The 21,577-nt window shown below is 71.8% G+C and carries 21 protein-coding genes; 9 read left to right on the top strand and 12 right to left on the bottom strand.

Annotation, left to right across the window (positions count from 1 at the left end):
• The first annotated feature begins 108 nt into the window (after positions 1-108).
• On the top strand, positions 109-2,610 hold the full coding sequence (locus tag QP089_RS16490; RefSeq protein ID WP_285912492.1) for a DNA gyrase/topoisomerase IV subunit A: 2,502 nt from the start codon (positions 109-111) through the stop codon (positions 2,608-2,610).
• A gap of 84 nt (positions 2,611-2,694) precedes the next feature.
• Here the strand turns inward: QP089_RS16490 and QP089_RS16485 are convergent, their stop codons facing one another.
• From QP089_RS16485 to QP089_RS16455, 7 genes are all read right to left on the bottom strand, one after another.
• Positions 2,695-3,237 carry a flavoprotein gene (locus QP089_RS16485; RefSeq protein ID WP_285912491.1) on the bottom strand — a complete coding sequence of 181 codons (543 nt, stop codon included), beginning with the start codon at positions 3,235-3,237 and terminating at the stop codon, positions 2,695-2,697.
• A gap of 43 nt (positions 3,238-3,280) precedes the next feature.
• Positions 3,281-3,580, bottom strand: coding sequence for a hypothetical protein (locus tag QP089_RS16480; protein WP_285912490.1), 300 nt, complete (start codon positions 3,578-3,580; stop codon positions 3,281-3,283).
• Positions 3,577-3,939: a nuclear transport factor 2 family protein gene (locus QP089_RS16475; protein WP_285912489.1), complete on the bottom strand. Its 363-nt coding sequence runs from the start codon at positions 3,937-3,939 to the stop codon at positions 3,577-3,579. Before QP089_RS16475 ends, QP089_RS16480 begins: the two co-directional genes overlap by 4 nt.
• Before the next feature lie 53 nt (positions 3,940-3,992).
• Entirely contained in the window at positions 3,993-4,349 is a 357-nt protein-coding gene (locus QP089_RS16470; protein WP_285912488.1) for a hypothetical protein, read from the bottom strand.
• Between the two features lie 123 nt (positions 4,350-4,472).
• A complete protein-coding gene (locus QP089_RS16465) occupies positions 4,473-5,135 on the bottom strand; it encodes a response regulator transcription factor (protein WP_285912487.1) in 663 nt (220 codons plus the stop codon).
• Positions 5,136-5,151: 16 nt separating this feature from the next.
• On the bottom strand, positions 5,152-6,288 hold the full coding sequence (locus tag QP089_RS16460) for a sensor histidine kinase (protein WP_285912486.1): 1,137 nt from the start codon (positions 6,286-6,288) through the stop codon (positions 5,152-5,154).
• Entirely contained in the window at positions 6,285-6,767 is a 483-nt protein-coding gene (locus tag QP089_RS16455) for a hypothetical protein (protein ID WP_285912485.1), read from the bottom strand. Before QP089_RS16455 ends, QP089_RS16460 begins: the two co-directional genes overlap by 4 nt.
• 253 nt (positions 6,768-7,020) lie before the next feature.
• Here QP089_RS16455 and QP089_RS16450 point away from each other — a divergent pair, with 253 nt between their 5' ends.
• A complete protein-coding gene (locus tag QP089_RS16450) occupies positions 7,021-7,884 on the top strand; it encodes a hypothetical protein (RefSeq protein WP_285912484.1) in 864 nt (287 codons plus the stop codon).
• Positions 7,885-8,015: 131 nt separating this feature from the next.
• On the opposite strand, the gene QP089_RS16445 is transcribed toward QP089_RS16450, so the two are convergent.
• Positions 8,016-10,106 (bottom strand): DNA gyrase/topoisomerase IV subunit B, encoded by a 2,091-nt coding sequence (locus QP089_RS16445; protein WP_446474035.1) that lies wholly within the window; start codon positions 10,104-10,106, stop codon positions 8,016-8,018.
• Positions 10,107-10,332: 226 nt separating this feature from the next.
• Between QP089_RS16445 and QP089_RS16440 the strand changes: the two genes are divergently transcribed.
• The 3 genes from QP089_RS16440 to QP089_RS16430 all read left to right on the top strand — a co-directional run bounded on the left by QP089_RS16440 (position 10,333) and on the right by QP089_RS16430 (position 12,670).
• Positions 10,333-11,235 (top strand): ABC transporter ATP-binding protein, encoded by a 903-nt coding sequence (locus tag QP089_RS16440; RefSeq protein ID WP_285912483.1) that lies wholly within the window; start codon positions 10,333-10,335, stop codon positions 11,233-11,235.
• A 5-nt stretch (positions 11,236-11,240) separates the two neighbouring features.
• A complete protein-coding gene (locus QP089_RS16435) occupies positions 11,241-12,305 on the top strand; it encodes an ABC transporter permease (RefSeq protein ID WP_285912812.1) in 1,065 nt (354 codons plus the stop codon).
• A 137-nt stretch (positions 12,306-12,442) separates the two neighbouring features.
• Positions 12,443-12,670 carry a DUF7455 domain-containing protein gene (locus tag QP089_RS16430; protein WP_285912482.1) on the top strand — a complete coding sequence of 76 codons (228 nt, stop codon included), beginning with the start codon at positions 12,443-12,445 and terminating at the stop codon, positions 12,668-12,670.
• Positions 12,671-12,860: 190 nt separating this feature from the next.
• On the opposite strand, the gene QP089_RS16425 is transcribed toward QP089_RS16430, so the two are convergent.
• Complete coding sequence (locus QP089_RS16425) at positions 12,861-13,604, bottom strand: GNAT family N-acetyltransferase (protein WP_285912481.1); 744 nt, start codon at positions 13,602-13,604, stop codon at positions 12,861-12,863.
• A gap of 60 nt (positions 13,605-13,664) precedes the next feature.
• Here QP089_RS16425 and QP089_RS16420 point away from each other — a divergent pair, with 60 nt between their 5' ends.
• Positions 13,665-14,405, top strand: coding sequence for a YaaA family protein (locus QP089_RS16420; RefSeq protein ID WP_285912480.1), 741 nt, complete (start codon positions 13,665-13,667; stop codon positions 14,403-14,405).
• Positions 14,406-14,487: 82 nt separating this feature from the next.
• On the opposite strand, the gene QP089_RS16415 is transcribed toward QP089_RS16420, so the two are convergent.
• The 3 genes from QP089_RS16415 to QP089_RS16405 form a co-directional block, all read right to left on the bottom strand.
• A complete protein-coding gene (locus QP089_RS16415) occupies positions 14,488-16,152 on the bottom strand; it encodes an RNA polymerase sigma factor (protein ID WP_285912479.1) in 1,665 nt (554 codons plus the stop codon).
• 264 nt (positions 16,153-16,416) lie between these two features.
• Positions 16,417-18,495, bottom strand: coding sequence for a SpoIIE family protein phosphatase (locus tag QP089_RS16410; RefSeq protein ID WP_446474034.1), 2,079 nt, complete (start codon positions 18,493-18,495; stop codon positions 16,417-16,419).
• 462 nt (positions 18,496-18,957) lie between these two features.
• A complete protein-coding gene (locus tag QP089_RS16405) occupies positions 18,958-19,539 on the bottom strand; it encodes an HhH-GPD-type base excision DNA repair protein (RefSeq protein ID WP_285912477.1) in 582 nt (193 codons plus the stop codon).
• A 154-nt stretch (positions 19,540-19,693) separates the two neighbouring features.
• Here QP089_RS16405 and QP089_RS16400 point away from each other — a divergent pair, with 154 nt between their 5' ends.
• The 3 genes from QP089_RS16400 (at position 19,694) to QP089_RS16390 (ending at position 21,543) form a co-directional block, all read left to right on the top strand.
• Positions 19,694-20,395, top strand: coding sequence for a molybdopterin-dependent oxidoreductase (locus QP089_RS16400; protein WP_285912476.1), 702 nt, complete (start codon positions 19,694-19,696; stop codon positions 20,393-20,395).
• Positions 20,382-21,158 (top strand): cytochrome b/b6 domain-containing protein, encoded by a 777-nt coding sequence (locus tag QP089_RS16395; protein ID WP_285912475.1) that lies wholly within the window; start codon positions 20,382-20,384, stop codon positions 21,156-21,158. The genes QP089_RS16400 and QP089_RS16395 overlap by 14 nt, the downstream gene beginning before the upstream one ends.
• A gap of 136 nt (positions 21,159-21,294) precedes the next feature.
• Positions 21,295-21,543 carry a hypothetical protein gene (locus QP089_RS16390; protein WP_285912474.1) on the top strand — a complete coding sequence of 83 codons (249 nt, stop codon included), beginning with the start codon at positions 21,295-21,297 and terminating at the stop codon, positions 21,541-21,543.
• Positions 21,544-21,577 lie beyond the last annotated feature (34 nt).

Here is a 21,577-nt window from a genome sequence, read left to right as displayed (position 1 = left end):
CCACGACCGCTGACCGGATCGGCCCGGACCGCGAAGCCGGGACCCGATCCGCGGCCCATCCGGTGGGGCGGGCCAAAGATGTCGGCGGGACCGGCCACAATGTGGGGCATGGCACGACGCGGATCCCAAGCCCCTCCCCCGCCGCCGGACTTCGAGGAGAACATCGTCGACGTCGACGTCTCCGAGGAGATGCGCGGCAGCTACCTCGAGTACGCCTACTCGGTGATCTACCAGCGGGCGCTTCCCGACGCCCGCGACGGGCTGAAGCCCGTGCAGCGGCGGATCCTGTACTCGATGAACGAGATGGGGCTGCGCCCCGACCGCGGGCACGTCAAGTGCGCGCGCGTCGTCGGCGAGGTCATGGGCAAGCTGCACCCGCACGGCGACAGCGCGATCTACGACGCGATGGTGCGGATGGCCCAGCCGTGGGCCATGCGGATGCCGCTGGTCGACGGGCACGGCAACTTCGGCTCGCTCGGCGGCGACGACATGCCCGCCGCCATGCGGTACACCGAGGCCCGCCTGTCGCGCGAGGCGCTGATGATGGTCGCCTCCATCGACGAGGACACCGTCGACTTCCGGCCGAACTACGACGGCCAGGAGCAGGAGCCGGAGGTGCTGCCCGCCGCGTTCCCGAACCTGCTGGTGAACGGCGCGTCCGGGATCGCGGTCGGGATGGCCACCAACATGGCCCCGCACAACCTCGGCGAGGTGATATCGGCGGCCCGGCACCTGATCGACCACCCCGACGCCACCCTCGACGACCTGATGCGCTTCGTGCCCGGCCCCGACCTGCCCACCGGGGGCATGATCGTCGGGCTGGAGGGCATCCGCGACGCCTACGAGAAGGGCCGCGGGACGTTCCGCACCCGCGCCACCACGACCATCGAGAACGTCACGCCGCGGCGCAAGGGCATCGTCGTCAGCGAGCTGCCGTACGCGGTCGGCCCGGAGCGCGTCAAGGCCAAGATCAAGGAACTGGTCAACGCCAAGAAGATCCAGGGCATCGCCGACCTGAAGGACCTCACCGACCGCAACGTCGGCCTGCGCCTGGTCATCGAGATCAAGAACGGCTTCAACCCCGAGGCCGTCCTGCAGGACCTCTACCGGCTCACGCCGATGGAGGAGACCTTCGGCATCAACAACGTCGCGCTCGTCGACGGCCGGCCGCGCACGCTCGGCCTGCGCGACCTGCTGCAGGTGTACGTCGACCACCGCATCGAGGTCGTGCGGCGCCGGTCGATGTTCCGCCGCAAGAAGCGCGAGGACCGCCTCCACCTGGTCGACGGCCTGCTGGTCGCGCTGCTCAACATCGACGAGGTCATCCAGGTCATCCGGCAGAGCGACGACGCCGGGCAGGCCAAGCAGCGGCTGATGCAGATCTTCGAGCTGTCGGAGATCCAGGCCCAGTACATCCTGGACACCCCGCTGCGCCGCCTCACCCGCTACGACCGGATCGAGCTGGAGAAGGAGAAGGAGCAGCTGGCCAAGGAGATCGCGAAGCTGACCGCGATCCTGGAGTCGGAGCGCAAGCTGCGCGGCCTGGTGTCCAGGGAGCTCGGCGAGGTCGCCTCCGAGTACGCCACCCCGCGCCGGACGATCCTGCTGGAGTCCTCCGGCCACACCGCCGCGGCCGCCGTCCCGCTGGAGGTGGCGGACGACCCGTGCACGGTGCTGCTGTCGTCCACCGGGCTGCTGGTGCGCACGCACGGCCCCGAGCCGCTGCCCGACAGCGGCCCGCGCGCCCCGCACGACGTGCTGGTCTCGGTCGTCCCGGCGACGGCCCGCGGCCAGGTCGGCGCCGTCACCTCGTTCGGGCGGATGATCCGCGTCGACGTCCTCGACCTGCCGACGCTGCCGCCGTCCGCGACGCCGCCGTCCCTGGCGGGCGGAGCCCCGGTCACCGAGTACGTCGACCTGGAACCGGACGAGACGGTCGTCGGCATGGCGGCGCTGTCGGACGAGGGCGGCGGGCTCGCCCTCGGCACCGCCCAGGGCGTGGTGAAGCGGGTCGTCCCCGACTTCCCCGCCAACCGCGACGACTTCGAGGTCATCGGCCTCAAGGAGGGTGACCGGGTGGTCGGCGCCGTCCAGCTCCTCTCGGAGAACCAGCACCTGGTGTTCATCACCACCGACGCGCAGCTGCTTCACTTCGCCGCCTCCAACGTCCGCCCGCAGGGCCGCGCCGCAGGCGGCGTGGCCGGCATCAAGCTCGGCGCGGACGCCCGCGTGCTGTGGTTCGGCGCCCTCGACCCCGGCCGCGAGGCCCGGGTGATCACCATCTCCGGTTCGTCGTCGGCGCTGCCCGGCACCCAGACCGGCGCGATCAAGCTGGCCGACTTCGCCGACTTCCCGGCCAAGGGCCGCGCGACCGGCGGCGTCCGCGCGCACCGGTTCCTCAAGGGCGAGGACGTCCTGCTCCAGGCGTGGGCGGCGCCGACCCCGCTGCGCGCCGCCGCCGCGAACGGCAAGCCCGCCACGCTGAACGCGACGCTCGGCCGCCGCGACGGCTCCGGCGAACGGCTGACGACCCGGATCGCCGCGATCAGCGGCCCCATCGGCCCCGTCCCTCCGGACACCGGCGAGGAGCCGGACTCCGACGAGGACTAGGACCGGCCCCCCGGGCACGCCTCCGACGCGGGCCCGGGCACGCCGGACGGCAGCCTCCGCGGGCCTGCCTCAGCTGCGTCGTGGTCAGAGGCGGGTCTTCAGAGCGGTGAGACGGTCGTGGAGGTCCGTCCAGGGGAACGTCGCGCCGCTCGGCTCCTCGGAGTCGGGGTTCGGCAGGCGGTCCGGGTCCAGCACGACGGTGACGCCCCAGGCGCGCAGTTCGGCGACGCTGCGGGTGAAGACGGGGTGGCGGGCGAGGGCCGCGTTGGGCCAGGGCGCGGCCACGATGGGGCGGCCCAGGCCCACGGCCTCGTTGAGCAGGCCGAGCGCCAGCGTGTCACTGGTCCCGTGCGCCCATTTGTTGACGGTGTTGAAGGTGGCGGGCGCGACCGCGAACGCGTCGGCGGGCGGCAGGACGTCGGGCTCCTCGGGCCGCTTGTAGTCCGAGCGGACGGGGAAGCCCGTCAGCTCCGACAGGCGCGGCGCGTCGACGAACTTCACGCCGGACGGCGTCGCGACGACGCAGACCGTCCAGCCGTCGCCGAGCAGCCGCTCGACGAAGGCCGGCAGGTCGGCGGCGGGGCGTCCACCGCAGGCGATCACGTACAGCACCGGTCCCGCAGGCAAGGCGACCCCCGTTTCATCGCGAGCTCCCAGCCTGCCACGCCGATCAGCTGTAGAAGGTCGTCGTGCCCATGGCGACCGTGCGGGACCACCACTTCCCGCCGACCTCGTACTCGAAGAACGCCCTGCCCGCCGGGGCCTCGAGCGTGGCCGGGTTGCAGGTCGCCTTGGTGGCGCCCTTCGTCACGGTCTTGCCGCGGGCAGTGTAGGCGAAGTCCATCGTCCGGCACGTGATCTTGATGCGGGACGGGCGGGAGCACGGGCTGGAGTCGACCCAGAGCGCGCTGGAGAGATTCCCGTGCCCCTCCTGCCAGACCGCGGGCCACCCGGCACCCGAAACGATCATGTTTCGATGTCGTCGGGTCCCCAGTGCGCCTCCATCCGGACGATCTTGCCATCGTCGCCGAAGGTCATGACGTCGATGACGCGGATGCGCATGCCGGTCACGTCGACGGTGAAGGCCATCGCGGCGCGGTCGCCGTGGGAGCCGCGGATCGGGCCGTCGAGCGACAGCTTCGCCCCGGCGGACACGGCGTTGCCGTAGAACTCCTCGATCGCGGCGCGGCCCTCGATCGGCGGGTTGCCGACCGGGTCGGCCACCACGGCGTCGTCGGCGAACAGGCCGGTGACGGCCGCGGGGTCGCCGGAGTTGAAGCCGTCGACATAGGCCTGGAGCGCGCTCTTCATCTGTTCCTGGGTCGGCATGCGACGAAGGCTACCAAGCGCACGCTTGGCGGCCTTCGCGCGTCCGGCCGCCCCTAGGGCAGGCTGAGGGCGGCGGGCCGGTCGGCGCGGTCGGCGCAGGCGCGCTCCGCGCAGGCGGCCAGCTCCTCCAGCAGGTCCGCCGGGCCGTCCACGGCCTCCTCGTAGTGCCAGTGGCGGACGAGGGCCTCGCCCTCGGGGCCGGGGTCGAAGCGGCCCTTGGCGAAGCAGCCGGCGACGGCCATCCGGACGATCACGCGGTCGCAGTCGTCCAGCTGGGTCACGTACGCGGCCGCGTCGATGAGGCCGATCGCGGCGCGGGCGTTGCGGCAGTCGTCGGTGCGGTCGGGGCGGGCGATCCGCCACTGCGCGTACGGGCGCAGGTACTCCGCGATCATGAGGGTTCTGTGCACGCCGAGGTCCTTCCGGGTTTCCAGGACCTCCCATGCTGGGGACGCGGCCGCCGCCGGGCGGGCGCCTTGACCGAGCTCTTGCCGCCCGCTGACCGATTGATCGTCCCGGCCCGGCGCAGCCGCCTAGGACCCGGCCAGCCCGTGCCGGAAGGCGTACGTGACGGCCTGCGCGCGGTCCCGCAGGCCCGCCTTGGCGAACAGGTTGTTGATGTGCGTCTTCACGGTCGCCTCGCTGATGAACAGGTCGCCGGCGATCTCGGCGTTCGAGCGGCCCTGTGCGATCAGCGCGAGCACCTCGGCCTCGCGCCGGGTCAGCCCGTCGGGCAGCTCGCCGCCGGCCCGGCGGGCCGGGCGCCGGTCGGCGGCGACCGCCTCGACCAGGCGGCGCTGGATCGCCGGGTCGAGCTGCGCCGCGCCGCCGCGGACGGCCGCCACCGCGCGGGCGATCTCGTCGGCGCCGGCGTCCTTGGTCAGGTACCCGCGCGCCCCGGCGCGCAGCGCCGCGAAGATCGACTCGTCGTCGGCGTAGGTGGTCAGCACCACGACCTCGACCCGCGGGTGCGCCGCCTTGATCCGCCGGGTCGCCTCCACCCCGTCCACCCGCGGCATCCGCAGGTCCATGAGCACCACGTCCGGGGACAGCTCGGCGACCATGGCGACCGCCTGCTCGCCGTCGCCGGCCGAACCGGCCACCTCGATGCCGGGCAGCAGCTCCAGCAGCAGGACCAGGCCCTCCCGCACCACCGTCTGGTCGTCGACGACCAGGATCCTCGTCTCGTCGCTCACCGTGCCCCGTCCCGTGTCACGCCGGCACCCGGAGGGCGACGCGGTAGCCCGCGCCCTCCGGCCCGGTCTCCAGGGTCCCACCGATCAGTTCCGCGCGCTCGCGCATGCCGACCAGCCCGTAGCCGCCGCCCTCGATCTCCAGGACGGGCTCGGTGCCGCCGGTGTCGGTCACCTCGAGCTCGACGGCGTCGCTGAGGTACCGCAGCGTGACGCGGGACCGGGCGCCGGGCGCGTGCTTGCGCACGTTGGTGAGCGCCTCCTGCGCGGTGCGGACGACGGCCAGCCCTGCCTGCGGCGTCAGCTCGCGCGGCGCGCCCGTCACCCGGACGTCGCACGGCCGGCCGGTGCTGGCGTAGAACTCCTCCGCCAGCTCCGCGATGACGTCCTTCGGCTCGGGGATCTCCCCGCGCAGCGTCGCCAGCGCCCGGCGGGTCTCCTCCAGGCCGGAGCGGGCGAGGTTGCGGGCGCGCTCGACGCGGTCGAGGGCCTGCACGCGGTCCCCGTCCCGCGACAGCAGCAGCCGCGCACCCTCCAGGTGGACGATCTGCGCCGACAGTGAGTGCGCGAGGATGTCGTGGATCTCCCGGGCGATGTGCGACCGTTCGGCGAGCACCGCGTTGGCCGCCTCGGCGCGGCGGGTGGCCTCCTGCGCCAGGACGCTCTGCCGGCTGGCGAGGGCGCCGAGGGTCAGGCCGACGAACGCGGCCAGCAGCCCGTAGTCGGGCCCCTTGCCGTACCCCTCCCCGATCGACGCGACGGCGATCACGGTCGCGGCGCCGAGGGCGAGGCCCCAGCGCCCCGAGATCCGCATCAGCAGCGCCCACAGGGCGGCCATCGAGAAGAAGTAGCCGCCCCCGCCGTGCGGGGCGACGGCGTACAGCGACAGCGACGTGCCCATCGAGGCCAGCAGCAGCGTGTTGCCCGTCCGGCGCCACCGGGAGCCCCTGGGCCGCCCCACCCACAGGCCGGTCCCCAGCAGGGCGAACGTCGCGGCGTTGAGCAGGACGACCGCCAGTCCCGTGCCGTGCAGCGCCGGGGCGGGCGTCCCGTGCAGCAGCCCGCGGACGTAGGCGACGGACGCCCAGATCAGCAGGACCGTGATCGCGACCGTCCGGACGAGCCGCTCTTCGAGGGCGAAGGGTCCGAACCTCACGAGGCGACGCTAGCCGGTGCGGTACCGGTGAGACGCCGCGCGCGCCACATGACCAGCAGGTTCTGGACGATCAGCGTCAGGGCGAGGAAGACCAGGAAGGCGCTCGCGCCGATCTTCAGGCCGAGTGCGTGCCCGGCGGCGAGGAACCCGACGCGGCTCAGGATCGACACCAGCCACGCCGCGAGCGTCCAGCCGGTGCCGCGCCGCCACAGCTCGCCGTCGCCGGCGCGCCACAGCCGGACGGTCACCGCGCGCAGGGCGCCGAACGCGACGGCGGCGACGGCCTCGCCCGCCAGGAGCGCGACGCTCGGTCCCATGTGCGCCTGGTCCAGGAGGCCGCCCTGAGCCACGCCGATCACGGCGAGGACGGCCGGGACGGTGTAGAGCCTGCGCTCGCCGACCGGCCGGGCCCGCAGCTGCCGGTACAGGACCAGCGCCAGGACGGCGAGGGCGATGAGCACGTTGTCGGCGGTGTTCATGGTCTCGACGGTAGGTCCGGGCGGCCGCGCCGGGGATCGGCGTCCGGCTGGACTTCGGGCTCTCCACCGGCGGGTGGAGAACCCTCCGTGAGCGGCGGCTCACCCACCAGACCCGCCGGCGCAAGCTGGCCGGAACCGGCCAGCTACGCGATCTTGTTTCGAGAAACGCTCACGTTTTTGAATCGGGTACCACCCAGGCGTGGATCGCTCCAAGCGCGTCCCGCGCACCACACGAAAGGCGCGTCCAGAACCCGTGAAACCCATCCTCCGCGCCGCCTCCGTGGCGGCGCCCCTCGCCCTGGCCCTCGGCGCGGTCACCGCGCCGGCCCAGGCGTCCTCCCAAGCCCCCGCCGCCGCGCCCGTGCCCGGCGTGCCGGCGTTCGACTTCGCCAAGGACTGCCCGCCGCTGCCCGCCGGGATCGACCCGTCGCTCGGGCTGTGCATGCAGATGGTGGTGACCGGCGGCTCCATGAAGCTCGGCGGGCTCGGCCAGACCATCACCCAGCCGATGCGGATCACCGTCCAGTCGGTGCAGGCCGACCCGTCGTCGCCGTCGCAGTTCACCAGCGTCACCCTGACCGGCAAGCCGATGACCGTGCCGGGCGGCGTGCTCGGCCTGCTCGGGCTGAGCGTCCCCGGCCTCGACGACCTGCCGTTCAACAAGGTGCAGGTGCAGCCGAAGTACACCGGCGGCTTCACCTTCGACCTGCCCAACGCGGGGCTCGAGATGAAGATCAAGATCATCAACGACGCGGTCGGGAAGGGCTGCACGATCGGCTCCAAGAAGGACCCGGTCAAGCTGAACCTGGGCGTCGACCTCGGCCAGATCAGCGTCGTCGACGAGGGCGACCCGAACGACACCTTCCACCACCCGCCGATCCTGCACACCCCGGCCTCCGACACCGCCTTCGCGGTGCCGAAGACGTCCGGCTGCGGGCTGTTCGGACCGGTGATCGACTGGAAGGCCGGGCTGCCGTCGGCCGCGGGCAAGAACGCCGCGTCGTTCGACACCTACCTCGCGCTCGCGACGTACGCGCCGCTGACCTCGGCCACCGTGCAGCGCAAGGCGGCGCAGGACCCGATCCAGCGGCTGCGCGACCTGCGGATCGGCCGCTGACCCGCCCCTCCCCGGGGCCGTGCACGACCTGACGGCCCCGGCCCCGCACCGGGCGTCACCGGCACCCGCACCCGGGGGCGGCACCCGCACCGCCCCCGGAGGAACGGCCGCGTCTCCGGGCGCCGAGGCGGCTACATGTCGATGCGCTCGGTGTCCAGTTCGGACGCGCCGGCGGTGATGAACTCCCGGCGCGGCGCCACCTCGCTGCCCATCAGCAGATCGAAGATCTTCGCCGCCTCGTCGGCATCCTCCACCCGGATCCGGCGCAGGATGCGGTGGCGCGGGTCCATCGTGGTCTCGGCCAGCTGGTCGGCGTCCATCTCACCGAGGCCCTTGTAGCGCTGGACGGGCTCCTTCCAGCGCTGGCCCTTGCGCTCGAACTCCACCAGCTTGCGGGTCAGCTCGCCGTCGCTGTAGCAGTAGACGTACTTTTCCTGGCCCTTCTTGGGCTTGACCAGCTCGATCCGGTGCAGCGGCGGGACCGCGGTGAACACCCGCCCCGCCTCCAGCATCGGCCGCATGTAGCGGAACAGCAGCGTGAGCAGCAGGGTGCGGATGTGCGACCCGTCGACGTCGGCGTCGGCCATCAGGATGATCCGGCCGTAGCGGGCGGCGTCGATGTCGAACGTGCGGCCCGACCCCGCCCCGATCACCTGGATGATCGCGGCGCACTCGGCGTTCTTCAGCATGTCCGCGACGGACGCCTTCTGCACGTTGAGGATCTTGCCCCGGATCGGCAGCAGCGCCTGGAACTCGGAGTTGCGGGCCAGCTTGGCGGTGCCGAGCGCCGAGTCGCCCTCGACGATGAACAGCTCGCTGCGGTCGTCGGCGTTGCGGCAGTCGACCAGCTTGGCCGGCAGCGCCGAGTTCTCCAGCGCGGTCTTGCGGCGCTGGTTGTCGCGCTGGGTGCGGGCCGCGATCCGGGTCTTGGCCGCCCCCACGATCTTCTCCAGCACGGCCCGCAGCGGCTGCTTCTGGCCGCGCGGCGGGTTCTCGAAGATCTCCTTCAGCTCCCGCGTGACCACCTGCGAGACGATCCGGGTGGCCGCGGAGGTGCCGAGGATCTCCTTGGTCTGGCCCTCGAACTGCGGCTCGGGCAACCGGACCGTCACCACCGCGGTGAGGCCCTCCAGGACGTCCTCCTTGATGACGTCCTCGTCGCCGTTCTTCAGCAGCCGGGTGGCGCGCAGCTGCTCGTTGACGACCTTGAGCACCGCGCGGTCGAACCCGCGCACGTGGGTGCCGCCCTTCGGGGTGGCGATCACGTTCACGAACGACCGGGTGATCGTGTCGTAGCCGGTGCCCCAGCGCAGCGCGATGTCGACCTCGAGGTCGCGTTCCACGTCGGTGGGCGTCAGGTGGCCCTGCTCGTCCAGCACCGGGACGGTCTCGGTGAAGTGGCCGCGGCCCTGCAGCCGCAGCACGTCGACGACGGGGGCGTCCTTGGCCAGGTAGGTGCAGAACTCGCTGATGCCGCCGTCGAACCGGAACGTCTCGTCGACGACCTCCTCGCCGCGCTCGTCGCGGACGTCGATGGTCAGCCCCGGGATCAGGAAGGCGGTCTGCCGCATCCGGTCCATGACGAGGGACTGCTCGACCGTGGCGTCCTGGAGGAAGATCTGCATGTCGGGCCAGAACCGCACGCGGGTGCCGGTGACCTTCCGGGCGACCTTGCGGATCTGCCGCAGCCCCGACTTCTTCTTGAACCGGGCGTTCGGGCGGCCGTCGTCGGCGAACTCGCCGGGCAGGCCGCGCCGGAAGCTGATCGCGTGGGTGTGGCCCTCGCGGTCGACCTCCACGTCCAGGCGGGCCGACAGGGCGTTCACCACGGACGCGCCGACGCCGTGCAGGCCGCCGGACGCGGTGTAGGACACCCCGCCGAACTTGCCGCCCGCGTGCAGCCGGGTCATCACCAGCTCCACGCCGGGCAGGCCGGTCTTGGGCTCGAGGTCGACCGGGATGCCGCGCCCGTTGTCGCCCACCTCGAACGACCCGTCGGCGTGCAGCGTCACGCCGATGTGCGTGCAGTACCCGGCCAGGGCCTCGTCGACGCAGTTGTCGACGATCTCCCACAGGCAGTGCGCCAGGCCACGGCTGTCGGTCGACCCGATGTACATCCCGGGTCGCTTCCGCACGGCTTCCAGCCCCTCGAGCACCGAGAGGTGCCGGGCGGAGTAGCCGTGCGGGTCATCGGTCATCGCTTCGGCGGTCGCGGCGGTCAACTGCGTGTGCTCCTCGGGGGTAGGACATTCGGCAAGAGGTTACCCCCGGGCACCGACAAATGTTCGAAGGGCTCGCCGCCGCGGCCGTCGCGGCGGCCCCGCGCGGACGATCACCCCGTCGGTCCCGGACGGTCCACCCGGTTCCTCCCCAACCCGGGGTGGATCGCCGCAACGTCCACCTATGGGTGGGTGCACGGGGCCATCACGCTTCCCTAATGTCCTGCCCATGGCAGAAACGATCGAGGTCAGCGGCCTCCGTAAGCGCTACGGGGACGTCAACGCGGTGGACGGGGTGACGTTCGCCGTCGACGAGGGCGAGTTCTTCGGGATCCTCGGGCCCAACGGGGCCGGCAAGACGACGACCCTGGAGATCGTCGAGGGGCTGCGGAAGGCCGACGAGGGCGCGGTCTCGGTCCTCGGTCTCCCCCCGTGGCCGCGCAACCCGCGGCTGCTCCCCCGGATCGGCGTGCAGCTGCAGGCGTCGTCGTTCTTCGAGCGGCTCACCGCGCGCGAGCAGCTCCAGACGTTCGGGTCGCTCTACGGCGTCCCGGCGAAGAAGGCCGACGCGATGCTGGAGACCGTCGGCCTCACCGACAAGGCGGACGTGCGGGTGGAGAAGCTGTCGGGCGGCCAGGCGCAGCGGCTGTCCATCGCGTGCGCGCTCGTGCACGACCCGGAGCTGGTCTTCCTGGACGAGCCGACCGCCGCGCTGGACCCGCAGGCGCGCCGCAACCTGTGGGACGTGCTGCGCACCATCAACACCGAGGGCCGCACCATCGTCCTCACCACGCATTACATGGACGAGGCCGAGTCGCTCTGCGACCGGGTCGCGATCATGGACGCGGGCCGGATCCTGCGGCTCGGGCCGCCCGCGGTGCTGGTGCGCGGGCTGGACGCGCCGGCCCGGATCAGCATCGCCAGCGGCGTGCTGGACGCCGCGGACGCCCGTCAGCTGCCCGGCGCCGACGACGTCGAGGACGACAGCGTCTCGCTGACCATCTCGACCCGGGACCCCTCCGCGGTGGTGGCGGCCATGGCCGCCAAGGACGCGCTGGACGGCGTGCAGATCCGCGGCGCGACCCTCGAGGACGTCTTTCTGGAGCTCACCGGACGGGAGTACAGGGCGTGAGCACGATGGAGAGTTTCAAGAGCCTGTCCCGGGCGATGTTCCTGGGCTTCCGGCGGGACCGGGGCGCGCTGTTCTTCACCGTGCTGTTCCCGCTGATGTTCCTGGTGATCTTCGGTGGGGTGTTCGGCCACCAGAGCACGTCCAAGGTGAAGGTGCTGGAGATCGGCCGGGTGCCGATCCTGGACCAGGCGATGGCGCACGGGTCCGCCGACCTCGGCAAGACCATGAAGCTGTCGAAGGCCGTGGACCGCGGCAAGGCGCTGCACAAGGTCACCAAGGGCGACGCGGACGCGGCCGTGGAACAGCAGGGGAACCGGCTGGTCGTGCACTATTCGGCGGCCGACCAGGTGAAGTCCGGGACCGTGCAGGGCCTGATGAACTCGATCGTCCAGGGCGCGAACCAGGCGGCGACCGGCAAGCCGCCCGCCTACCAGGTGGCCTCGCAGCAGGTGGAGGACGATTCGCTGAAGGCGATCCAGTTCTTCACGCCGAGCCTGCTGGGCTGGGCGCTGGCGTCGGCCGGCGTGTTCGGAGCGTCCCAGACGCTCGTGACGTGGCGGACCAAGGGCATCCTGCGGCGCCTCCAGCTGTCCCCCGCGCCGATACCCACGGTGTTCGCCGCGCGGGTCGCCGTGAGCCTGGCCGTGGCGCTCGTGCAGTTCGGGCTGTTCGTGGCGGTGGCGCAGCTGCCGTTCTTCGGGCTGAAGCTCGGCCACTACTGGTGGATGGCCATCCCCATGGTGCTGTCGGGCGTGCTGGCCTTCCTGGCGATCGGGATGGTGATCGGCGCCTGGGCGAAGACGCAGGAGACGGCCCAGGCGGTGACGCAGCTGGTGGTGCTGCCGATGGCGTTCCTCGGCGGCTCGTTCTTCCCGCTGGACGCCTCGCCGACGTGGATGCGGACGCTGGCCTACATCTTCCCGCTGCGGTATCTGAACACCGGGATGCTGAACGTGATGGGCCGCGGCCTCGGGCCGATGTCCGCGCTGCCGCAGATGGGAATCCTGCTCGGTTTCGCGGTGGTGGGCGGCCTCGTCGCCATGCGCCTCTTCCGCTGGGACACCGCATGACAATCGCGACCCGGCCGGTGTGACCTCGGTCACTTATTGGGCCATTCTGCTCTGGGCGTACGAAGAAACAGGTTGGGAACGTCCACGTCGGGTTAGATGTTGTCCTAAGTACCGACCCCGAGCATGAGGAAGGTGCCGTGACTGGAGCCCTTGCCCCGACCAAGCCGCTGACCGTCGCCGACCGGTGCGACCGCTGCGGCGCCCAGGCCTACGTCCGTGCGGTCCTAGTAGGCGGCGGCGACCTTCTGTTCTGCGCCCACCACGGGCGCAAGTACGCGGAGGCCCTGCGCGCCAACGGGGCCGACATCCAAGACGAGACCGACAGGCTCAACGAAACCCCGGCCGCCGTGGAAGACGAGCGGTAGGCATCCAAATAGCACGCCCCGCGGGCGGCGGTCACCGGAGACGGTGACCGCCGTTCGCATTTCACTCGCCGGGTCCCATCGGCCCCATCCCGGGCAATGACCGAATGGATTCGCAGAGTGATTAACTCATCACGCTGCGTATCGGCGAAATGGCCGACCGGTGACGCGGGCCGCCGCGCGACCGGCTTTCTCATGCCGCCGTGGCGCTCTTCACGCGATAGTGGTATCCGCCCGACTCGGTGAATCCTTCGGCCGCGTACATCGCCCGCGCCGGAGCGTTCCGCTCGACGACCACCAGGTACGCCCGTTCGCAGCCCCGTTCGCGCCCCCAGCCGAGCAGCGCGCGCAGGACCCGCCGCCCCAGCCCGCGGCGACGCGCCTCCGGCGCGACCGCCATCGCGTAGATCCCGAGCCACTCGCCCTGGGGCACGGCCCGGCCCACGGCGACGCCGTCGAGCATGGCGTACCCGGCCGGGACGCCGGTGAGGATCTCCGCCGCCGTCTGCAGCTGGTGATCGTAACGGCCATCCACCGACCACCAGACGTCCAGCCAGTCGGCGGAGGGCTCGTCCGCGATCTCCACACCGTCCCGCGCGTAGTGGCCGGCTATGTCGGCCACCATGCCGAGCGTCGGATCGACCAGTTCGTAGCCCCGCGCCTCCAGGACCGCGTCGAGGCCCTGCGGCCGCGCGCGGTCGCTCATGGAGAACACCGCCGGCAGCCCTCGCTCGCCGTAGAAGCGCTCCGTCCGCTGCAGCGCCGCGTCCAGATCCTCGGGAGCACCCACGGGCAGGACGGAGTTGGCCCGCTTGGTGACGCCGTCGGCGTGGCGCAGCAGCCACCCCCCAATATCCTGGACGGACCGCGCGGGCCAGGCCTCGGCCACGAGCCGGTCGAGGTCCCGTGGCCCCTGGACCGTCGAGTACCTCGACATCAACAAGCACCAGACATCAAGAAACACCCGTCACCAAAGAACACCGCTTTCGGGGGGAATGTGCACATCCTGCTGCCGCCGTCGGAGAAGAAGGCTACCGAGGGCGACGGGCCGCCCCTCGACCTGGCCTCGCTGAGCTTCCCGGGGCTCACCGCGGCGCGCAAGCGGGTCATCACCGCCCTGGTCAAGGCGTCCCGCCGCAGGGACGCGCCGGAGGTCCTCGAGCTGCCGGCCGGACAGGCCGACGAGGCGCTGGCGCGCAACAAGGCGCTGCGCGAGGCGCCCGCGCTGCCCGCGGCGCGGCTGTACACCGGCGTCCTCTACGACAACCTGGACCTGCCGAGCCTGGACGAGAGCGCCGCCGCCGAGCGCGTCGTGGTCTTCTCGGGCCTGTGGGGCGCGCTGCGGCTCACCGACCGCGTCCCGCCGTACCGGTTGTCCATGTCGGTGTCGCTGCCGCCCATGGGCCGTCTGGGGACGTTCTGGCGTCCGGTGATGCGGGACGCGCTCGGCCTGGACGGGCTGATCGTCGACATGCGCTCCGGGCCGTACGCGTCGGCCTGGAAGGCGCCCCGGCCCGCCGTCGCGGTCCGCGTCTTCCGCGAGCGGATCGTCGGCGGCGCGCCCGAGCGGACGGTCGTCAGCCACATGGCCAAGGCGACCCGGGGCGCGATCGCCCACGACCTGATCAAGGCGGGCGCGGATCCCGCGACGCCCGAGGAGCTGCTGAAGGCCGTCACCGGCCTCGGGCACACCGCCGAGCTGAACGGCGCGAACCTCGACGTGATCCTGCATTCCTGACGCGCCGCGCCCGGCCGCGCCGAGGCGGCACAGTGAAGGCCCCCGTCCGGCGGACGGGGGCCTTCACGGTGAGAACACCGTGTCAGTCGAGGTAGTCCCGCAGCACCTGCGAGCGGGACGGGTGGCGCAGCTTCGACATGGTCTTGGACTCGATCTGCCGGATGCGCTCCCGGGTCACCCCGTACACCTTGCCGATCTCGTCCAGCGTCTTCGGCTGGCCGTCGGTGAGGCCGAACCGCATCGACACCACGCCCGCCTCGCGCTCGCTCAGCGTGTCGAGCACCGAGTGCAGCTGCTCCTGCAGCAGCGTGAAGCTGACCGCGTCGGCCGGGACGATCGCCTCGGAGTCCTCGATCAGGTCGCCGAACTCGCTGTCGCCGTCCTCACCGAGCGGGGTGTGCAGCGAGATCGGCTCGCGGCCGTACTTCTGCACCTCGACGACCTTCTCCGGGGTCATGTCGAGCTCCTTGGCCAGCTCCTCCGGGGTGGGCTCGCGGCCCAGGTCCTGGAGCATCTGGCGCTGCACGCGGGCCAGCTTGTTGATGACCTCGACCATGTGCACCGGGATGCGGATGGTGCGGGCCTGGTCGGCCATCGCGCGGGTGATCGCCTGCCGGATCCACCAGGTGGCGTACGTGGAGAACTTGTAGCCCTTGGTGTAGTCGAACTTCTCGACCGCGCGGATCAGGCCGAGGTTGCCCTCCTGGATCAGGTCCAGGAACAGCATGCCGCGGCCGGTGTAGCGCTTGGCCAGCGAGACCACCAGCCGGAGGTTGGCCTCCAGCAGGTGGTTCTTGGCGCGGCGGCCGTCCTCAGCGATCCACTCGAAGTCCTCGAGGTCCTCCTCCGACAGCGCGGGGCCGTCGGCGGCCAGCCGCTCCTCGGCGAACAGGCCGGCCTCGATCCGCTTGGCCAGCTCGACCTCCTGCTCGGCGTTGAGCAGCGGGACCTTGCCGATCTGCTTGAGGTAGTCCTTGACCGGGTCGGCGGTGGCGCCGGCCGCGGCGATCTGCTGGGCGGGCGCGTCCTCGTCGTCGTCGCCGAGGGTAAACCCCTCCTCCTCGGCGGGGGCGTCGCCGGGCTTCTTGCCGGCCGGGGCCTTGTCGGGGACCGCGGCGGCCGGGGCCTCGTCCTCCTCGGCCTCGGGGGTCTCCTCGACCTCGGGGGCCGGCTCGTCCAGCTCGACCTCGAGGTCGGTCAGGTCCTCGTCGAGGTCGACGTCGACGTCGTCCTCGAGCTCGGGGTCGTCGCCGGCCTTCTTGGCCGGGGCGGCCGCCTTGGCCTCGGGCTGCGCGGGCTGCGCCGCCTTCTTGGCGGGCGCGGCCTTCTTCGGCTTCGCCTTGGCGGACTTGGGCGGGGCGGGCTTGGGCGCCGCGGGCCTGGCGGGCGCCGGGCTCGGGGCGGCGGGCTCCTCGGCGGCCGCGTCGTCGCCGACGACCGCGGTCACCGTGTCGGGCTGCTCCTTGGCGGCAGCGGCGGTCCTGGGCCTGCGCGCCGGCGGCGCCGCGCGCTTGCGCGAACGCTTGGGCGCCGCGGAATCGGCAGCGCTCACCACGACGGTCACACCCTCCTTGCTGAGGCTCCGCAGAATGCTGGAGGCCTTCGACACGGGGATGTCGGCCTCCTCGAACGTACGGCGTACGTCGTCGGCTTCGAGGTAACCCTGGGACCGTCCACGCTCGATCAGTTGCGCGATGACGTGATCGTGCAGATCTGACGCTTTCGAGGTCGAGCTAGCAGGCGACACAAATACCTCTCGAACGAACGTGTGGCTTGGTTGACCCAAGTGCCCTGACGGGCCCGGCCTCACACTGGGTGGGACCACACACTGGGCGGACCTCCCGGTGCGGGACCGCAGCGTACCCGCTCTCACTGGGTCAAGCATTCTGGCACTGCTGCGCATTCCGCCCTGATGTCCTACCCGGTAACACTCCACCTTAGAGGGCGCGGGGCGGTCCTTCGTACGGACGGGACCGACTTCTCACCGTCTGCGGCGGGCTTCACTCGGGTTTCACCTGGACTTGGGCGGGACGTGCAGGGCGAGCACGGTCACATCGTCTACCTGCTCGTACCCGGCAAGCATCCGATCGACCAGGAAGTCGACGAGTCTCTCTGGATCTCCTACCACTTCAGGTGGGGCGTCCGCGGCCGTCGCGACGAGTTCCTCCAGCCCGGCGTCCACCCCACGCCTACGGTTCTCCACAAGTCCATCGGAATAGAAGACCACAGTGTTGCCGGTCTCGATGGAAAAACTTGTCTGCTGCCGCTGGCTCGGCCAGCCGAGCGGCGTGCCGGGCTCGCGCGTGCTCACGCGCGCGGGCGCGTCCGGGGAGATCAGCAGGGGTGGCGGGTGGCCGGCGTTGCTGAAGGCGCCGCGGCCCGTCTCGGGGTCGATGACCGCGTAGGCGACCGTGGTGAACTGCTCCTCGTCCTCGGTGGCGCTGAACAGCCGGTCAAGGCCGGCGAGCACCGCGGCGGGCCGCGGGTCGTTCAGGGCGAGCGCGCGCAGCGCGTTGCGGACGCGTCCCATTCCGGCCGCGGCGAGCACGCCCTTGCCCATGACGTCGCCCACCGCGACCGCGAGCCGGTCGTCGGGGAGCCGGAAGACGTCGTACCAGTCGCCGCCGACCTGGACATGGCGGGTGGCCGGGTTGTAGCGGGCGGCGAGCACCATCCCGGGCAGCTGCGGGAGGTCGCTGGGCAGGAGGCTGCGCTGGAGTTCCTCGGCGGTCCGGTGCTCGCGCTCGAACAGCAGCGCGCGCTCCACCGCCAGGGCGCACTGCCCGGCGAGCGCCTCCAGGAAGACGCGCTCCTCCTCGGTGATCTCCCTGGGCCGGGTGAAGGAGAAGCGCAGCGCGCCGATCGGGGCGCCCGCGGCCAGCAGGGGCAGGCCCACCCAGGCGCGCTCCTCCGGATGCTGGGCGAACAGCTCCTTCTCGTCGCGGCCGAGCTGCAGGCGCAGGCTGTCGGGGTGCTCGGCCAGGAACGGGCGGCTCTCGCGGACCGCGACCGACATGACGGTCTGGTCGGCGACCTTGATGTCGTCCCGGGCGGCCGGGCGGGCCTCGCCCTCCGCGCCGGGCTGGGACGGCGTGACGATGCTGAGCCGCAGCTTGTCGTCGTCCAGCAGCGCCACGGCCGAGTAGTCGGCGCCGATGGCCGACCGCCCGACCTCGGTGATCACCTGGACGACCTGGGAGACGGTCAGGGCCTCGGCGAGCATCGAGGTGGCCTGCTGGAGCCGCGCGGTGCGCAGCGCCGCGGCCGACAGCTGCTCGGTCAGCCGCCCGCGCATCTCCTCGGCCTCGCGCTGGCCGGTGACGTCGGTGTTGGCGCCGACCCACTCGACGACGTCGTCGCCGCGCCGGATCGGGACCGCGCGCACGTCGAAGTGCCGGTACGTGCCGCTCTTGGTGCGGATCCGGTAGTTGGTCTCGAAGACCCGGTTCTCCGCGACGCAGGCGCGCCACGCCGCCTCGATGCGCGGCCGGTCCTCGGGGTGGACGACCGCCATCCAGCCGCCGGCGGCGTAGTCCTCGGAGGCCTGGCCGGTGATCGCGCGCCATTCCGGGGCGTCGTCGATCACGGCGCCGTCGGGCGCGGCCACCCAGACCACCTGGGCGCTGGCCTCCACGAGCGAGCGGTAGCGCTGCTCCTTGCGCCGGATGACCTCCTCGGCGCGGCGCCGCTCGGTCACGTCCAGCGCGGTCAGCACGGCACCGAGGCGCTCGCCGCCGGACCCGCGGGCGGGCAGCCACGTGCAGGCCAGGATGCGCTCGTCGACCGCGGTGGCGACCGCCGCGCCGTCGCCCGCGCGTCCGGGCTCCCCGGCGGGGACGACGAGGTCGTGGTCGGTCAGCGGGCGGTCCTCGGCGAGGACCGTGCGCAGCGCCGTCTCGAACGCGTCCGCCAGACCCTCGGGCAGCACCTCGGCCGGGCGCCGCCGGTGCAGGTCGCGGACGGGCACGCCGAGCAGCGCCGCGAGCGCGTCGTTGGCCCTGCGGCAGCGCAGGTCGCCGTCGAAGAACGCCAGCCCTCCGGGGGCCTCCTTCAGCAGGGTCGCGTACAGCGCGGAGTCGGACGCATCCATGGGCTGCCCCTCCACCCCTGAGACGCGGGGTTGGGGAACGGACGTCTCGGTGCTCATGGACAACACCTCCGCCCCAGAGGGTCCCGTACCGCGCGGCAAGTTTTCATCACTATGAGTGAATGGGAGCAGGCTAGCGCTCCCGCCTCCATCACAACACCGGTCGGAGTCAGGTATTCATCATCCCGATGGTTCGCCGCCGACGGAAGCCCCGATGGACAACCTCGTCCCTGTGCTCCCATGCGACGACAGGGGATTCGGACGCCTTCTCCATGGGACGCCGGAGGCGGCCCATAGGGGAGGGCGAGTAGGCGATGTTACGGCGCCCCGGGCGCTCCCGGCCGCCAACCCCGCCGGTTCGGCGAGTTCCGGCCTGCGGCCCTTCCCGTCACTTCCCGCCCGTTTTGGTAGGCAAAAAGACGGTAAAGGGCGTTTTTGTGATCGGTGGGGCCTTACCCGCCGGCGCTACTTACCGGCCTTCGCGGCGGCCTTCATCTCCTGTTTGAAGGCGCGCACCTTCGCCAGCGACTCCGGGCCGGTGATGTCGGCGACCGACCGGTGGGAGCCCTCCTCGCCGTACGCGCCGGCCGCCTCCCGCCAGCCCTCCGGCCGGACCCCGTACTGCTTGCCCAGTAGCGCCAGGAAGATCTGCGCCTTCTGCTTGCCGAAGCCGGGCAGCCCGTTCAGGCGCTTGTACAGCTCCTTGCCGGTGCCCGCGTCCTTCCACACGTTCTCGGCGTCGCCGTCGTAGTTCTCCACGAGGTACCGGCACAACTGCTGCACCCGCTTGGCCATCGAGCCCGGGTAACGGTGCACGGCCGGCTTCTCCGACAACAGCGCCGCGAATCGCTCCGGATCGCACGCGGCGATCTCATGGGCGTCGAGATCGTCCGTCCCGAGCCGCTGCGCGATCGTGTAAGGGCCGGAGAACGCCCATTCCATCGGGATCTGCTGGTCGAGCAGCATTCCCACCAATGCGGCGAGCGGGCTGCGTCCCAGCAGCTCGTCGGCCTCGGGCCGCTGCGCTAGGTGAACCTTCGTGGCCATGGGCCCAGCTTAGAACCGCCGTCGATGCCGGTAGACCGTGCGTGCGAGCGCGCGCGCCGCCGTCCGCCAGCGGTCCCGGCGGCGAATCTGTCAGAACTCTTACGAGGGCGCCCGGAACCTGGCGGTACGCAGGTAGCAGTGCTCGAATGGAGTCGTGAACGAGGAGCCGGCAGAAGGCAGTCCCGTAGGGCGGCGGGTCGTGCTCGGGATGCTCGGCCTCGGCGTCGCGGGGGTCGCCGTGGGGGCATCCGTACAGAACAAGGTGAACCGTGCCCTGGCGCCCGTGGGCGGGATCCAGGACGTCCTCCCTGCGGCCGGAGGGTTCCGCTACTACTCCGTTACCGGAAGCGTTAAGCGGCACAGTGTCGCGACCCACCGGGTGACCGTGGGCGGTCTGGTCGACAAACCGCAGGCGTTCAGCATGGCCGACCTGGCGCGGCTGCCGCAGACGGTGCTCGACAAGGACTTCCAGTGCGTGACGGGCTGGCGGGTGCCGGACGTGCGGTGGGTGGGCGTCGCCCTCCCCGACCTTCTGGACGCGGTGGGGGTGTCACCGCAGGCCAAGGCGGTCCGGTTCAAGTCGTTCGACGGCGTCTACACCGAATCGCTGACGCTGGCCCAGGCGCGGCGCCGCGACGTCATCGTCGCGACGCAGATGGACGGCAAGCCGGTCTCGCACGACCATGGCGGCCCCACCCGGCTCTATGTCGCGCCCATGTACGGCTACAAGTCCCTCAAGTGGCTCGGCGGCATCGAACTGACCGACAAGGTCAAACCCGGTTACTGGGAGAACCTCGGCTACGACGTGGACGCCTGGGTCGGCCGGTCGAACGGACGTGACGATGCACCCACCTGACCCGCTCCACGCCGATCCGGGTCGCCCCGGACCGGCGCGCCCGGCGAGATTGCTGCGGTTCACCAGGGCCGAACGGTCGATCCACCATGTAACCGCGCTGCTGATGGGGGTGTGCCTGGTCACGGCGGGCATGCTCTACCTGCCCCTGCTGTCCACGCTGGTCGGGCACCGGGAGCTGGTGAAGACCGTCCACGTCTGGTGCGGTTTCGCGTTGCCGGTCCCCATCGTCCTCGGCCTCGTCTCCCGGGCATTCCGGACCGATTTGCGGAGCCTCAACAGGTTCGCGCCGCACGACTGGGAGTGGCTCAGGCGCGGCGACCGCAGGGCCGTGCTGCACGGCAGGGGCGTCCTGCCCGTGGGCAAGTTCAACGCCGGCCAGAAACTGAACGCGGCGTTCACCGCGGGCGCGATCCTCGTCATGCTCGGCACCGGGGAGATGCTGACGTTCCCCGGCCCGTGGCCCGTCCATTGGCGCACGGGCGCCACGTTCGTGCACGACTGGCTCTTCCTCCTCATCGTCCTCGTCGTGGCCGGGCACCTGTGGGAGGCGTTCCGGGACCGGGGCGCGCTCGGCGGGATGCTCACCGGCCGCGTCGACTCCGATTGGGCGGCCAGGCACCACCCGGGCTGGTGGGACGCCGTCCAAAGGGCCGCCACCGGAGCGACGGGAGGCCGGCCCGGCACGGCATCGGGCGAGGCGGTCTCCGGCACGTCGGGAAATGGTGACCCAGAATTTGCGAAACGACGCCCCGGTACGTCTTGACTCTCCCCAGGAACGCGCTGGAATGAGACATCGAGGCGAGGTTCGGGCGGAAGCCCACAAGAAGGGGTGATCCACGCGCGCTCCGCCTCGGCCGGCGGCATCCCCGTCCGCCGGGACCCCGTGCGGAGGTGTGCAGATGCCTGCACTGACCGATCACCGGAGCGAGACCCGCGACGCTCTCACGCGGCGTCTCTCCGACGAGTTCGCGGACTTCCCCTCGGACGCGGTGCACCGGTGCGTCGCCGACGTCCAGGCGTGCATGGCCCACCTCGGACTCGACCCGACGCCCGCGCGCGTGGAGCGCATGGCGCGCGAGCACCTGGTCGGCATGCTGAAATCCGAACCGCCGTCAGGGCGGGCCCAGGGGGCCGGGGTGGACGGCTGACCCCCGGCACGGTCCCGCGCGTGCGGAACGGTCC

Origin of the sequence: Actinomadura opuntiae (genome assembly GCF_030283205.1) — a bacterium.
Taxonomy (GTDB): Bacteria; Actinomycetota; Actinomycetes; order Streptosporangiales; family Streptosporangiaceae; genus Spirillospora.
This window is presented reverse-complemented; position numbering and strand designations above follow the sequence as displayed.